This window comes from Enterobacter cloacae complex sp. P14RS (assembly GCF_014895895.1).
Lineage (GTDB): Bacteria > Pseudomonadota > Gammaproteobacteria > Enterobacterales > Enterobacteriaceae > Enterobacter > Enterobacter bugandensis.
On record NZ_JADBQM010000006.1, the window covers coordinates 330,937 to 345,569 of the forward strand.

Here is a 14,633-nt window from a genome sequence, read left to right on the forward strand (position 1 = left end):
TTCGAATTCGTTGAAAATCAGGCCCCTGCTGGGGGCCTTAAAAAGGAATGTAAATCGCCATGTTACTACCCTGGCTAATATTAATTCCCTTCATCGGCGGCTTCCTGTGCTGGCAGACCGAACGCTTTGGCGTGAAGATGCCGCGCTGGATCGCGCTGATCACCATGGGATTGACGCTCGCGCTTGGCCTGCAACTGTGGTTGCAGGGCGGTTACTCACTGACCCAGTCTGCGGGCATTCCGCAGTGGCAGTCTGAGTTCATCCTGCCGTGGATCCCGCGTTTCGGCATTACGATCCACCTGGCGATTGACGGTCTGTCGCTGCTGATGGTGGTGCTGACCGGTCTGCTCGGCGTTCTGGCGGTACTCTGCTCCTGGCGAGAAATCGAAAAATACCAGGGCTTCTTCCACCTGAACCTGATGTGGATCCTGGGCGGCGTGATCGGCGTGTTCCTTGCCATCGACATGTTCCTGTTCTTCTTCTTCTGGGAGATGATGCTGGTGCCGATGTACTTCCTGATCGCGCTGTGGGGCCACAAGGCGTCCGACGGTAAAACGCGTATCACGGCGGCAACCAAGTTCTTCATCTATACCCAGGCGAGCGGTCTGGTAATGCTGATTGCCATTCTGGCGCTGGTGTTCGTTCATCACAGCGCAACCGGCACCTGGACCTTCAACTATGAAGACCTGCTGAAGACCCCGATGTCACACGGCGTTGAATACCTGCTGATGCTGGGCTTCTTTATTGCCTTCGCGGTGAAAATGCCGGTGGTTCCTCTGCACGGCTGGCTGCCAGACGCGCACTCCCAGGCACCAACGGCGGGTTCCGTTGACCTGGCGGGCATCCTGCTGAAAACGGCGGCCTACGGTCTGCTGCGTTTCGCACTGCCGCTGTTCCCGAATGCCTCCGCGGAGTTCGCACCGATTGCCATGTGGCTGGGTGTGATCGGTATCTTCTACGGTGCCTGGATGGCCTTCACGCAATACGACATCAAGCGTCTGATTGCTTATACCTCCGTTTCCCACATGGGCTTCGTGCTGATTGCTATCTACACCGGCAGCCAGCTGGCGTACCAGGGCGCGGTGATCCAGATGATTGCGCACGGTCTGTCCGCAGCCGGTCTCTTCATCCTGTGCGGTCAGCTGTACGAACGTCTGCACACCCGCGACATGCGTATGATGGGCGGTCTGTGGAGCAAAATTAAGTGGTTGCCAGCGCTCTCCATGTTCTTCGCGGTGGCGACTCTGGGGATGCCGGGCACCGGTAACTTCGTCGGCGAATTTATGATTCTGTTCGGCAGCTTCAAAGTGGTACCGGTGATTACCGTGATCTCCACCTTTGGTCTGGTGTTCGCTTCCGTGTACTCGCTGGCGATGCTGCACCGCGCTTACTTCGGTAAAGCGAAGAGCGAAATTGCTGCACAAGAACTGCCGGGGATGTCGCTGCGTGAGCTGTTCATCATCCTGCTGCTGGTCGTACTGCTGGTGCTGCTGGGCTTCTTCCCGCAGCCGATTCTGGATACCTCGCACAGCGCGATGGGCAATATCCAGCAGTGGTTTGTTAATTCTGCTTCTACTACAAGGCCGTAATTCGCCATGACAATAACTCCACAACAACTGATCGCGCTGCTACCGCTGCTGATCGTCGGATTGACGGTGGTGGTTGTGATGCTCTCCATTGCGTGGCGACGCAATCACTTCCTGAATGCCACGCTGTCGGTCATCGGCCTGAATGCCGCGTTAGTCTCACTCTGGTTTGTTGGCCAGGGCGGGGCGATGGACGTCACGCCGCTGATGCGCGTTGACGGTTACGCCATGCTCTACACCGGGCTGGTGCTGCTGGCGAGCCTGGCAACCTGTACCTTTGCTTACCCGTGGCTTGAAGGCTACAACGACAACAAAGAAGAGTTTTACCTGCTGGTACTGATTGCCGCGCTGGGCGGCATTCTGCTGGCGAATGCCAACCATCTGGCCGCGCTGTTCCTCGGTATTGAGCTGATCTCTCTGCCGCTGTTCGGCCTGATTGGTTACGCCTTCCGTCAGAAGCGCTCTCTGGAAGCGAGCATCAAGTACACCATTCTGTCTGCTGCCGCGTCGTCCTTCCTGCTGTTTGGTATTGCGCTGCTGTACGCTCAGTCCGGTAACCTCTCCTTCATGGCGCTCGGCAAGAGCCTCGGCGACGGCATGCTCCATGAGCCGCTGCTGCTGGCGGGTCTGGGCATGATGATCGTTGGCCTCGGCTTCAAGCTCTCTCTGGTTCCGTTCCACCTGTGGACGCCGGACGTATACCAGGGTGCGCCTGCTCCGGTGTCGACCTTCCTGGCGACGGCGAGCAAAATCGCTATCTTCGGTGTGGTCATGCGTCTGTTCCTGTACGCGCCGGTGGGTGATAGTGAAGCCGTTCGCGTGGTGCTGGGCATCATCGCGTTCGTCTCCATCATCTTCGGTAACCTGATGGCGCTGAGCCAGACCAACATCAAGCGTCTGCTTGGCTACTCGTCCATCTCTCATCTGGGCTACCTGCTGGTGGCGCTGATTGCGCTGCAGAGCGGTGAGATGTCGATGGAAGCCGTGGGCGTGTATCTGGCCGGTTACCTGTTCAGCAGCCTCGGCGCCTTCGGCGTGGTGAGCCTGATGTCCAGCCCGTACCGTGGTCCGGATGCCGATTCACTGTTCTCCTACCGTGGTCTGTTCTGGCACCGTCCAATTCTGTCCGCCGTAATGACCGTGATGATGCTCTCTCTGGCGGGTATCCCGATGACGCTGGGCTTTATCGGTAAGTTCTACGTGCTGGCCGTCGGTGTGCAGGCGCACCTGTGGTGGCTGACTGCCGGTGTCGTTATCGGCTCCGCGATTGGTCTGTACTACTACCTGCGTGTGGCCGTGAGCCTGTACCTGAGCGCGCCTCAGCAGCTCAACCGCGATGCTCCAGGCAACTGGCAGTACAGCGCCGGTGGTATCGTAGTGCTTATCTCCGCGCTGCTGGTGCTGATCTTCGGTATCTATCCGCAGCCGCTGATTGATATCGTGCAGCGAGCGATGCCATTAATGTAAAAACAAAAAACCCGCCTCGGCGGGTTTTTTATGGTTTGCGCCCTCTCCCTGTGGGAGAGGGATGGGGTGAGGGCAGCAGCCCGCACAGGACCTAAGCCAGCTGCTTCCTGCTTATAAGCGGCCCGCCAATCTTCTTCATCGAACGATCCAGCACTTCCTCAATCACCGACGACAGCTCGTTCAGCTCAAACTTCGCCACGTACCCGTCCGCCTTCACCTTGCGAATATGATCTTCGTTGGCGTTGCCGGAAAGGGAGGAGTGGATCACTACCGGAATATCCTTCAGAACCGGGTCGGTTTTGATTTTGCGCGTCAGCGTAAATCCGTCCATCTCCGGCATTTCGAGGTCGGTCAGCACCAGCGCGATCTTATCGGTGATCGGCACGCCCTCAGCCTGCGCCTGTGCGGCCAGCACGCCAATTTTTTCCCACGCGTCTTTGCCGGTGATGTGCAGCTGCGCTGGGATCTCCATCGCCTGCAGACCTTTCTCCAGCATCGAACGCGCCACTTTGGAATCTTCCGCCACAATCGCGACTGCGCCCGGCTTGATGTTGAACTTGGTAGTTTTCAGATTGGTGGCGTGCAGATCGTGGTTGGCCGGGGTGATGTCATAGAGGATCTGCTCAACGTCCAGCACCATCGCCAGATCGTTGGTATCCGTTTTCTCATCCAGGCAGGCAATGCTGGTGATATAGCGGCCGCTGACGGCGGTCTCCGCGGCGTGCACCTGCTTCCAGTCCAGACGCATGATGTTTTCAACCGACTCCACGGCAAAGGCCTGTACGCTGCGGGCATATTCGGTGATAAGCAGGATGTTCAGCCCGGTGGTAGGCTTACAGCCCGCCACGGCGGCCAGATCGATCACCGGGATCACCTGATCGCGAATATTCACCATCCCCATCAGCGGTGATTTCATCCCGGCGGGTTTTGTGAATTCCGGCATCGGCACAATTTCACGCAGCTTAAAGACGTTAATGCCAAACAGCTCGGATTTATTTTCGTTCAGAGAGGTGCCAAGACGGAACAGCAACAGTTCAAAACGGTTCGACAGGGTGAGATTCGCCCTGTCATCAATATCTTTCTGGAAATTATCCATTCTACCCTCGAGAGAAATGCTGACCTTTTAATCGTTATCGGCATTCTGAGAGAAAAATGAAGGGCTAAACGCTGACCTTAGCGAAATCTTCGGCCAGCTCGCACGCCGGGAACACCGCCAGGCACTCTGCCAGCAGGCTTGCACACCCCCGCGCGTCGTAGCGGGAACTGACGTGAGTGACGATCAGCCTCCCGACGCCTGCGTCGCGGGCAAGCTGCGCCGCCTGACGCGTTGAGCTATGGCCGCGGCCGTTGGCTTTCTCTTCCATCGCCGTTTCCAGCGTGGCTTCGTGCACCATCACGTCAACGTCCCGGGCAAGCTGAAGGGCGGCAGGGCACGGGGCCGTGTCGCCAAAGATAGCCAGCTTCTTGCCCGGCTCGGGCGCGGCGAGATAATCCTGACCGTTGATGACGCGACCGTCCTCCAGCGTGACGGTCTCGCCGTGCTTCAGGCGCTGGAACAGCGGTCCGGGTTTTACGCCAGCGGCCATCAGCGCGGCGGCGTCCAGCGCGCCGGGTTTGTCATGCGCTTCAATGCGATAGCCATAGCACTCAACGGGATGATTCAGCGACTGAGCGCTCACCTTATAATCACCGTCATCGAAAACCAGGCCTTCGCTAATCTCAACGATCTCCAGCGGATAATCCGTCCATGATCCGCTCAGGCGCAGCGTGGTTTCAACAAATTCACGCACACCCGCAGGCCCGTAAATCGTCAGCGGATTGGCGTTGCCGGCCATGGAGCGGCTGCACAGCAGGCCCGGCAGGCCAAACAGATGGTCGCCGTGCAGGTGAGTTATAAAAATTTTATCCAGCTTGCCGGGGTGATACGCGGTGTGCAGCAGCTGATGCTGCGTCCCTTCACCGCAGTCAAACAGCCACAGCCCGCCGCGGGTGGGGTGCTTAAGATCCAGCAGAATTGCCGTCACGTTTCGTGAGCGGGTTGGCACGCCAGCGGACGTACCCAGAAAAATCAGTTCCATAACGCAATCAGCCCTTTGCCGAACGGGGAGGGGTTTAGTATAACGTGATGAACCCCAGGAAGGAGAAAGAGATGATCCAGTGGCAAGATTTACATCATAGTGAGCTCACCGTTCATTCGCTCTACGCGGTGCTTAAACTGCGCTGCGAAGTGTTTGTGGTTGAACAGACGTGCCCGTATCAGGACATCGACGGCGATGACCTCGTTGGCGAAAACCGCCATATCCTCGGCTGGAAGGATAACGAGCTGGTGGCGTATGCGAGGATTCTGAAAAGCGAGGACGATGTCGAGCCCGTGGTGATAGGCCGGGTCATTATCAGCGGTAACGCTCGGGGTGAGAAACTGGGCTATCAGCTGATGGAAAAAACGCTGGAGTCATGCCAGAAACAGTGGCCGGACAAGGCGTTATACCTGGGCGCGCAGGCGCACCTGCAATCCTTCTATGGTCATTTCGGTTTTATGCCGGTCACCGACATCTACGACGAAGACGGTATTCCGCACATCGGCATGGCGCGGGAAGCGAAACAGGCGTAATGGCGCGTCGTTGTCTATAGTTAGCGGACTGGTGTACTAACATGGAGAAAAATATGTCATTTCAATCCTGGGATACCCGTATCGACGACGACCTGACCTTACTGAGCGAAACGCTGGAAGAGGTGTTACGTTCCTCGGGCGACCCTGCCGATCAGAAATATATCGAGCTGAAAGCCCGTGCCGAGCAGGCGCTCCACGACGTTAAAAACCGCGTCAGCCATGCGTCTGATACTTACTACTACCGCGCCAAAAAAGCGGTTTATCGTGCCGATGATTACGTCCATGAAAAACCGTGGCAGGGCATTGGGGTGGGTGCAGCCGTAGGGCTGGTGCTGGGTCTGCTGCTGGCCCGTCGTTAAGCCGATTAACCACTCCCTATACGTGGGTACTGATATTTCTTATGGTACCCCGTATAATATGAGGTTTTAACAGGGAGAGGTTCGCGTGAATTCGATTTTCCTCGCGCTGGAACAATTGCGTAGCCATCTTTCGCAAGCGTTACCTGCCACATCCGGCCTGCGTCATTTCGACGTCTCTTTCCCGTTAAACGATGCCTTCGATCCCCTTGCCTGGCTGGGCGAGCAGCAGTGCTATCCCCAGTTTTACTGGCAACAGCGTAACGGCGATGAAGAGCTGGCCGCGCTGGGAGCGGTGGTCCAATTCTCCTCTCTGGCGTTAGCCTCGCAGTTTTTAAGTGCGCAACACGCCCCTGAAGATACCCGTATCTGCGGCCTGAACGCGTTTAACCCGGAGCAGGGCAGCCTCTTTTTACCGCGTCTGCTGTGGCGACGTACCGCTGGCAACGCCACGTTGCGTCTGCAGCTGTGGAGCGACAGCTCGCTTGAGGACGATGCCGACACCGCGCGGGCGTTCTTACAGCAACTGCTTCCCGCCAGACCGATCCGTCCGCTCTCCGTGCAGGTTGAGCGCGAAACCCATCACCCGGAAAAACCGCAATGGCTTAGCCTTATCGGCAAAGCGACAGAGACGATTGCACGCGGTGATTTCGAAAAGGTCGTTCTCGCCCGAGCCACCGACCTGCAGTGTAAACAGCGCATTAACCCCGTCGCGCTGATGGCCGCCAGCCGCGCCCTGAATTTAAACTGCTATCATTTCTGCATGATATTCAACGCCAGCAACGCGTTTCTCGGCTCCACGCCCGAGCGTCTCTGGCGGCGGCGCGGCAAGCTGCTGCGCACCGAAGCGCTGGCGGGCACCGTCGCCAGCCATACTGACGATAAACAGGCGCAGCGTCTGGGCGAGTGGCTGCTGAATGACGATAAAAACCAGCGCGAAAATATGCTGGTGGTCGAAGATATCTGCCAGCGTCTTCAACACCATACGCAGACGCTGGAGGTGTTGCCGGCTCAGGTCGTCCGCCTGCGCAAAGTGCAGCACTTACGCCGCTGTATCTGGACCGAGCTCAAGCAGGCCGACGATGAGCTGTGCCTGCACGTGCTACAGCCGACGGCGGCGGTTGCCGGGCTTCCGCGACAGCCAGCGCGCGAGTTTATTCAGCACGTTGAACCCTTTAACCGCGAGTGGTACGCCGGTTCGGCCGGGTATTTATCCCCCGAACAAAGCGAATTCTGCGTGGCGCTGCGCTCGGCGCGCGTACAGGAAGACGCTCTGCGGCTTTACGCCGGAGCGGGCATTGTCAGCGGCTCTGACCCGGAGCAGGAATGGCAGGAGATCGAAAATAAAGCCGCCGGATTGCGCTCTCTGCTCCTAAGGGATTAATACTGATTCGCGCAATCCCGATTCATATCAAAATTCCAATTTTTTCTATTATTTATACTGTGTCGCATTCTTGATACCGGACAATCTCATGTCAGTAAGTTCTTTTAACCGACGCTGGGCGGCGGTGATCCTTGAAGCCCTGACGCGCCATGGCGTCAGGCACGTGTGTATTGCACCGGGTTCTCGCTCAACGCCGCTGACGCTGGCGGCGGCTGAAAACCGGGCGTTTGTTCACCACACCCACTTTGACGAGCGAGGTCTGGGACATCTCGCGCTCGGGCTGGCGAAGGTCAGCAAAGAACCCGTGGCGGTGATTGTCACTTCCGGTACCGCCGTGGCGAACCTCTATCCGGCCCTGATTGAAGCCGGGTTAACCGGTGAAAAACTGATCCTGCTGACGGCCGACCGTCCGCCTGAGCTAATCGACTGCGGCGCCAATCAGGCCATTCGCCAGCCCGGACTTTTTTCTACGCACCCTTCGCAGACGGTTTCGTTACCGCGTCCCACCCAGGATATTCCTGCAAGCTGGCTGGTCTCCACCGTCGATCACGCCATGGCGACATTGCGCAGCGGGGCGCTGCATATCAACTGCCCGTTTGCCGAGCCGCTGTACGGCGAGCTGGACGATACCGGCCTTGACTGGCAGCGGTCGCTCGGCGAATGGTGGCAGAGCGAAAAGCCGTGGCTGCGCGAGCAGACGCATCTTGAGAGCGCGAAACAGCGCGACTGGTTCTTCTGGCGGCAGAAGCGAGGCGTGGTCATCGCCGGGCGCATGAGCGCCGCCGAAGGCAGGCTGGTCGCCGAATGGGCGCAAACCCTCGGCTGGCCGCTGATTGGCGACGTGCTTTCCCAGACCGGCCAGCCGCTGCCATGCGCCGATCTCTGGCTGGGTAACGCGAAAGCGGTTACTGAGCTTTCGCAGGCGCAGATTGTGGTCCAGATCGGCGCAAGCCTGACCGGAAAACGTCTGCTGCAGTGGCAGGCGACCTGCACGCCGGAAGAGTACTGGGTGGTGGACGCGCTGGAAGGGCGGCTTGACCCGGCGCACCATCGCGGCCGTCGTCTGGTGAGCAAAATTGATAGCTGGCTGGAACTGCACCCGGCGGAAAAACGTCAGCCCTGGGCGGTGGCGATCCCTGAGCTGTCGCGTCAGGCGTGGGAAATCACCAAAGCGCGCTGTGAGACATTCAGCGAGGCCGGGCTGGCGCACCGTATTCGCCAATACCTGCCGGAACAGGGGCAGCTGTTTGTCGGCAACAGCCTGGTCGTGCGGCTGATCGATGCCTTTTCGCAGCTGCCGGCGGGCTACCCGGTGTACAGCAACCGCGGTGCCAGCGGCATCGACGGGCTGATCTCGACGGCGGCGGGGGTGCAGCGCGCCAGCGCGAAATCGACGCTGGCGATCGTGGGCGATCTCTCCGCGCTCTACGATCTCAACGCGCTGGCGCTACTGCGTCAGGCGTCCGCGCCGTTTGTGCTGATTGTGGTCAACAACAACGGCGGGCAGATTTTCTCCCTGTTGCCAACGCCCCAGAGCGAGCGCGAGCGCTTCTACCTGATGCCGCAGAACGTGCAGTTTGAACACGCCGCGGCGATGTTCAGCCTGAAATACCATCGCCCGGAAAGCTGGGAACAGCTGGAAGCGGCGTTAAGCACCGCCTGGAAGCAGCCGGGCGCGACGCTGATTGAGCTGGTGGTGAACGAGGCCGACGGCGCGCAGACCCTGCAAAGCCTGCTGGCGCAGGTGAGCCAGCTGTGATCCTCTCGGGTGTGCAGCAGGCCGGAACACCGGGCTATCCCTGGCTGGTCTTTTTGCACGGTTTTTCCGGCGACTGCCGCGAGTGGCAGTCTGTCGGGAAGCCACTCGGCGAGTATTCCCGGCTCTATCTTGACCTGCCGGGCCACGGTGCGTCCGGGGATATTGCCGTGACGGGGTTCGACGAGATGAGCACGTTACTTACCCGAACTCTGCTTAGTTACAACATACTGAACTACTGGCTGGTGGGGTACTCCCTCGGCGGCCGCATTGCGATGTTTCATGCCTGCCAGCAGCCAAAGGGGCTGCTGGGGGTGATTGTTGAGGGTGGACATCCGGGCCTGCAGGATGAGGATGAGCGTCACGCGCGGTGGACATCCGACCGCCGCTGGGCGACGCGTTTTCGCACCGAACCGCTGGAAAAGGTCTTTACCGACTGGTATCAACAGCCGGTATTTGCTTCCCTCACTGACCACCAGCGCAAGGCGCTTATTGCCCTGCGCAGCCAGAACAACGGCGCGACGCTGGCGAAGATGCTCGAAGCAACGTCGCTGGCCGTGCAGCCCGATTTGCGTGCCGCGATTAGCGTATGCAATTTCCCTTTTGACTATCTCTACGGTGAACGTGACCAGAAGTTCGCGGCCCTGGCCGCTGAACTGGACGCCGTTCGCCATGCGATTCCAAACGCCGGACACAACGCTCACCGGGAAAATCCCTACGCGGTTGCCGCGAGTCTGGCTCAGATACTGCGTCTTCGAATAAAGGACACTCTATGATCTATCCTGATGAACACATGCTTTATGCGCCGGTTGAATGGCAGGACTGCTCCGAAGGCTACACCGACATTCGTTACCACAAATCCGCCGACGGCATTGCCAAAATCACCATCAACCGTCCGCAGGTGCGTAACGCCTTCCGTCCGCTGACCGTCAAAGAGATGATTCAGGCCCTGGCGGATGCGCGCTACGACGACAGTATCGGCGTGATCGTGCTGACCGGTGAAGGCGAGAAGGCCTTCTGCTCCGGTGGCGATCAGAAGGTGCGCGGCGACTACGGCGGATACCAGGACGATGCGGGTACGCACCACCTGAACGTCCTCGATTTCCAGCGCCAGATCCGCACCTGCCCGAAACCGGTGGTGGCGATGGTGGCGGGCTATTCCATCGGCGGCGGCCACGTGCTGCACATGATGTGCGACCTGACCATCGCTGCTGAAAACGCCATCTTCGGCCAGACCGGCCCGAAAGTGGGCTCCTTCGACGGCGGCTGGGGTGCCTCTTACATGGCGCGCATCGTCGGGCAGAAAAAAGCCCGCGAAATCTGGTTCCTGTGCCGCCAGTACAACGCACAGGAAGCGCTGGATATGGGCCTGGTGAATACCGTGGTGCCGCTTGCCGATCTCGAAAAAGAGACCGTGCGCTGGTGCCGAGAGATGCTGCAAAACAGCCCGATGGCGCTGCGTTGCCTGAAAGCGGCACTTAATGCCGACTGTGACGGTCAGGCGGGTCTGCAGGAGCTGGCGGGCAACGCCACCATGCTGTTCTACATGACCGAAGAGGGTCAGGAAGGGCGCAACGCGTTTAACGAAAAACGCCAGCCAGACTTCAGCAAATACAAACGGAACCCGTAATGCGTCGCGCGCAGGTTTACCGCTGGCAGATACCGATGGACGCGGGCGTGGTGCTGCGTGAACGGCGTTTAAAAACCCGTGACGGCTTCTTCGTGCATTTGCAGCAGGGCGAGCGGGAAGGCTGGGGCGAGATTTCGCCTCTGCCGGGCTTTAGCCTGGAGTCGCTGGATGAGGCGCAGTCTGCATTGCTGACGTGGGTAAAGGCGTGGCGTGAGGGCGCAAACCCGGCATTACCGGACACGCGTTCCGCCGCCTTTGGCATCAGCTGCGCGCTGGCGGAGCTGGACGGTAGCCTGCCGGAAGAGGCTAACTATCGCGCGGCACCGCTCTGCACGGGCGACCCGGACGAGCTGTTCGCGCTGCTCGCCGCCATGCCGGGCGAGAAAGTAGCGAAAATCAAAGTCGGTCTCTACGAAGCGGTGCGTGACGGCATGGTCGCCAATCTGCTGCTGGAAGCAATCCCCGATCTGCACCTGCGTCTGGATGCCAACCGCGCGTGGACGCCGCTTAAGGCACAGCAGTTCGCCAGGTACGTCAACCCGGCGTACCGCAGCCGCATTGCCTTCCTCGAAGAACCGTGCAAAACCCGCGATGACTCGCGCGCCTTTGCCCGCGAAACGGGGATCGCCATCGCCTGGGATGAAAGCCTGCGCGAGGACGATTTTGAATTTGTCGCCGAGCCCGGCGTCAGCGCGGTGGTGATTAAGCCGACGCTAACCGGCAGCCTGACGAAGGTGCGCGAGCAGATCTCGGCGGCGCACGCGCTGGGGCTGACGGCGGTGATCAGCTCGTCGATAGAGTCCAGCCTGGGGCTGACCCAGCTGGCGCGCATTGCCGCCTGGTTAACGCCGGACACGGTTCCCGGCCTCGACACGCTGAACCTGATGCAGGCTCAGCTTCTCCGCGAGTGGCCTGCCAGCACGCTGCCGTGCCTCGACGCAGAGGCGCTGGAGCCGTTGCTATGAGTTTTACCGACTGGCCCTGGCGTCACTGGCGCGCGCTTTTTGCCGGTAAACCGGCCCTGAGACTGAATGATGAAGCGCTTACCTGGCAGCAGTTGTGCGCGCGCGTCGACCGCCTTGCGGCAGGGTTTCACCAGCAGGGCGTGGCGGAGGGCGACGGCGTACTGCTGCTGGCCTATAACCACCCGCAAACGCTGCTGGCATGGCTGGCGCTGCTTCAGTGCGGGGCACGTATTCTTCCCGTTAATCCGCAGCTGCCGCGCCCGCTGCTCGACGTGCTGATCCCGCAGATGACGCTGCGCTTTGCGCTGGTGCTGGACGGCAGCTACGACGGCCTTCACGGCCTGAGCATGTGCGAGCCAGCGGATGCGTACTGCGCTGCGTGGCAGCCGTCGCGGCTGGCCACCATGACGCTCACCTCCGGCTCCACCGGGCTGCCGAAGGCGGCGGTGCATACCTGTGCCGCCCATCTTGCCAGCGCCCTCGGCGTGCTGTCGCTGATGCCCTACGGGGATAATGACGACTGGCTGCTTTCGCTGCCGCTGTTTCACGTTTCCGGCCAGGGGATTTTATGGCGCTGGCTGCAGGCCGGTGCGCGCTTAACCGTGCGCGAGAAGCAGCCGCTGGAGCAGGCGCTACGCGGCTGCACCCACGCCTCGCTGGTGCCGACCCAGCTCTGGCGTCTCCTGAATAGCGAAAGCCACATCGCACTGAAAGCGGTGCTGCTCGGCGGGGCGGCCATTCCCGTGACGCTGACGCAAAAGGCCCGGGAACAGGGCGTTCGAACGTACTGCGGCTACGGCCTCACCGAGTTTGCCTCTACCGTCTGCGCAAAAGAGGCTGACGGCGATCCGGACGTGGGCCGTGCGCTGCCGGGCAGAGAGGTGCAGGTCGTTAACGGTGAAGTCTGGATCAAAGCGCAGAGCATGGCTTCCGGCTACTGGCGGGACGGCGCCCTGATACCGCTGACCAACGCGCAGGGCTGGTTTGCCACTCGCGATCGCGGGGAATGGCATGGCGACCGTCTGACGATTTTAGGCCGCATGGACAATCTCTTTTTCAGCGGTGGAGAGGGGATCCAGCCGGAATCGCTGGAGCGCGTTATCGCCGCGCATCCGCAGATTAACCAGGTGTTTATCGTCCCGCTGGATGACGCCGAGTTTGGACAGCGTCCGGTGGCGGTGGTGGAGTGCGAGCCGGGAACGGATATCACCCGTTTCCCGACCTGGGTACAGGGCAGGCTGGCGCGCTTTGAGCAGCCCGTTCACTGGCTGGTGCTGCCGTCTGAGCTAAAAAATGGCGGGATTAAGATCTCCCGCCAGGCGTTAAAGCAGTGGGTCAATGCCCAGCTGTCCGTATAGTTAGCCGATATCCGGCTCCGGTTTGCGCTGGCGACGACGCAGCAGGCGCAACACCGGCGGCACCACAATCACCATGACCGCGAGCGCTAACAGAACCTTCGCGACGCTGCTGTCCCACAGTATCGACACATTACCGTTGCTGATGGACAGGGCGCGGCGCAGGTTCTGCTCCAGCATCTCACCCAGCACAAAGCCCAAAATCAGCGGAGACATTGGGAAGTGCATTTTTCGCAGGATGTAGCCGAACACGCCGAGGACCACCATCAGCACCAGGTCAAACGTGGTGCTGTGCACCGCGTAAACCCCCACCGCAGAGACGGCGGCAATGGCGGGCACCAGGAACCACAGCGGAATCGTCAGCATGCGGGTGAACAGCCCAATCAGCGGGATATTCATCACCAGTAGCATGACGTTGGCGATCAGCAGCGCGGCAATCAGCCCCCAGACAATATCAGGCTGCTCGGTAAACATCGCCGGGCCGGGCGTAATGTTATAGAGCGTCAGCGCGCCCATCATCACCGCCGTGGTGCCGGATCCCGGCACGCCCAGGGTCAGCATCGGGATAAACGAGCCGCAGGCCGAGGCGTTATTGGCCGCCTCAGGCGCGGCGACGCCGCGAATATCGCCTTTACCAAAGCTGTCGCTATTGCCGCTGAGCTTCTTCTCGGTCATGTAGGTGATGGCGCTGGCGATAGTAGCCCCGGCGCCCGGCAGGATGCCGACGAAGAAGCCAATCACCGACGAGCGCAGCGTGGCGCCGATGCACTGCGCGCCCTCTTTAGCGCTAAAGAGCATCCGACCGGTTTTGCGCACCAGCGTCTGCCCGCTGCTGGTATGCTCCAGCATCAGTAAGATCTCAGAGACAGAGAACAGGCCGATCACGACGACAATGAACTGCACGCCATCGGACAGGTGAACGCTGTCGAAGGTAAAGCGATAGACCCCGGTGTTGGCATCCACGCCGACGGTGGCTAACCCTAAGCCAATCAGCGCGGATAAAAACGACTTCAGCGGATTTTGCGCCATCATGCTGCCGAGGCAGGCAATGGCGAACACCATCAGGGCAAAATATTCTGCCGGACCAAACGCCAGCGACCACTGGGCCAGCGCAGGAGCGAACAGAATGATGCCGCCAATGGCAATCAGTGAGCCAAAGAATGAACTGACCGCAGAGATGGAGAGCGCCACGCCGCCGCGTCCCTGCCGCGCCATTGGGTAGCCGTCCAGCGCGGTCATGATCGCCGCCGCATCCCCCGGCACGTTAAGCAGGATCGACGAAATGCGTCCGCCATATTCACAGCCGATGTAGACCGTTGCCAGCAGGATCAGCGCCGATTCCGCAGGCAGATGCAGGGCAAACGCCAGCGGGAGTAAAATCGCCACGCCGTTGATCGGCCCAAGGCCCGGCAGCAAGCCGACAATCGTGCCCACGAAACAGCCGATCAGGGCGATCACCAGGTTTTCCGGGGTCATCGCCACGGCGAACCCCTGCGAGAGGTAAATCCAGGTATCCATAGCGT

13 protein-coding genes are annotated in these 14,633 nt (G+C 60.0%); 10 read left to right on the forward strand and 3 right to left on the reverse strand.

Annotated elements, in window-relative coordinates; all coding sequences use genetic code 11:
• The first annotated feature begins 59 nt into the window (after positions 1-59).
• Positions 60-1,589, forward strand: a complete 1,530-nt coding sequence (nuoM, locus tag IM295_RS05660; protein ID WP_151413963.1) for an NADH-quinone oxidoreductase subunit M — start codon at positions 60-62, stop codon at positions 1,587-1,589.
• Between the two features lie 6 nt (positions 1,590-1,595).
• Entirely contained in the window at positions 1,596-3,053 is a 1,458-nt protein-coding gene (gene nuoN / locus IM295_RS05665) for an NADH-quinone oxidoreductase subunit NuoN (protein WP_028013929.1), read from the forward strand.
• Positions 3,054-3,144: 91 nt separating this feature from the next.
• On the opposite strand, the gene IM295_RS05670 is transcribed toward nuoN, so the two are convergent.
• Positions 3,145-4,149, reverse strand: coding sequence for a chemotaxis protein (locus IM295_RS05670; protein ID WP_028013927.1), 1,005 nt, complete (start codon positions 4,147-4,149; stop codon positions 3,145-3,147).
• A gap of 64 nt (positions 4,150-4,213) precedes the next feature.
• Positions 4,214-5,131, reverse strand: a complete 918-nt coding sequence (gene rbn / locus IM295_RS05675) for a ribonuclease BN (protein WP_193066374.1) — start codon at positions 5,129-5,131, stop codon at positions 4,214-4,216.
• Positions 5,132-5,202: 71 nt separating this feature from the next.
• Between rbn and IM295_RS05680 the strand changes: the two genes are divergently transcribed.
• The 8 genes from IM295_RS05680 to menE all read left to right on the forward strand — a co-directional run bounded on the left by IM295_RS05680 (position 5,203) and on the right by menE (position 13,113).
• The gene (locus IM295_RS05680; RefSeq protein ID WP_063943408.1) at positions 5,203-5,664 is read left to right on the forward strand and encodes a GNAT family N-acetyltransferase; all 462 of its coding nucleotides are present in this window, start codon (positions 5,203-5,205) and stop codon (positions 5,662-5,664) included.
• Positions 5,665-5,717: 53 nt separating this feature from the next.
• Entirely contained in the window at positions 5,718-6,023 is a 306-nt protein-coding gene (gene elaB, locus IM295_RS05685) for a stress response protein ElaB (RefSeq protein WP_028013924.1), read from the forward strand.
• Positions 6,024-6,108: 85 nt separating this feature from the next.
• Positions 6,109-7,404, forward strand: a complete 1,296-nt coding sequence (menF, locus tag IM295_RS05690) for an isochorismate synthase MenF (protein WP_193066375.1) — start codon at positions 6,109-6,111, stop codon at positions 7,402-7,404.
• An 88-nt stretch (positions 7,405-7,492) separates the two neighbouring features.
• Positions 7,493-9,163 carry a 2-succinyl-5-enolpyruvyl-6-hydroxy-3-cyclohexene-1-carboxylic-acid synthase gene (gene menD, locus IM295_RS05695; RefSeq protein WP_060571949.1) on the forward strand — a complete coding sequence of 557 codons (1,671 nt, stop codon included), beginning with the start codon at positions 7,493-7,495 and terminating at the stop codon, positions 9,161-9,163.
• Positions 9,160-9,936, forward strand: coding sequence for a 2-succinyl-6-hydroxy-2,4-cyclohexadiene-1-carboxylate synthase (menH, locus tag IM295_RS05700; RefSeq protein WP_193066376.1), 777 nt, complete (start codon positions 9,160-9,162; stop codon positions 9,934-9,936). The genes menD and menH overlap by 4 nt, the downstream gene beginning before the upstream one ends.
• Entirely contained in the window at positions 9,933-10,790 is an 858-nt protein-coding gene (gene menB / locus IM295_RS05705; RefSeq protein ID WP_028013920.1) for a 1,4-dihydroxy-2-naphthoyl-CoA synthase, read from the forward strand. Before menH ends, menB begins: the two co-directional genes overlap by 4 nt.
• Entirely contained in the window at positions 10,790-11,755 is a 966-nt protein-coding gene (gene menC, locus IM295_RS05710; RefSeq protein ID WP_193050956.1) for an o-succinylbenzoate synthase, read from the forward strand. Before menB ends, menC begins: the two co-directional genes overlap by 1 nt.
• Positions 11,752-13,113: an o-succinylbenzoate--CoA ligase gene (gene menE / locus IM295_RS05715; RefSeq protein WP_193066377.1), complete on the forward strand. Its 1,362-nt coding sequence runs from the start codon at positions 11,752-11,754 to the stop codon at positions 13,111-13,113. Before menC ends, menE begins: the two co-directional genes overlap by 4 nt.
• Here menE and IM295_RS05720 read toward each other — a convergent pair whose 3' ends face one another.
• Positions 13,114-14,628: a tripartite tricarboxylate transporter permease gene (locus tag IM295_RS05720; protein ID WP_041908947.1), complete on the reverse strand. Its 1,515-nt coding sequence runs from the start codon at positions 14,626-14,628 to the stop codon at positions 13,114-13,116.
• Between the last annotated feature and the right edge of the window lie 5 nt (positions 14,629-14,633).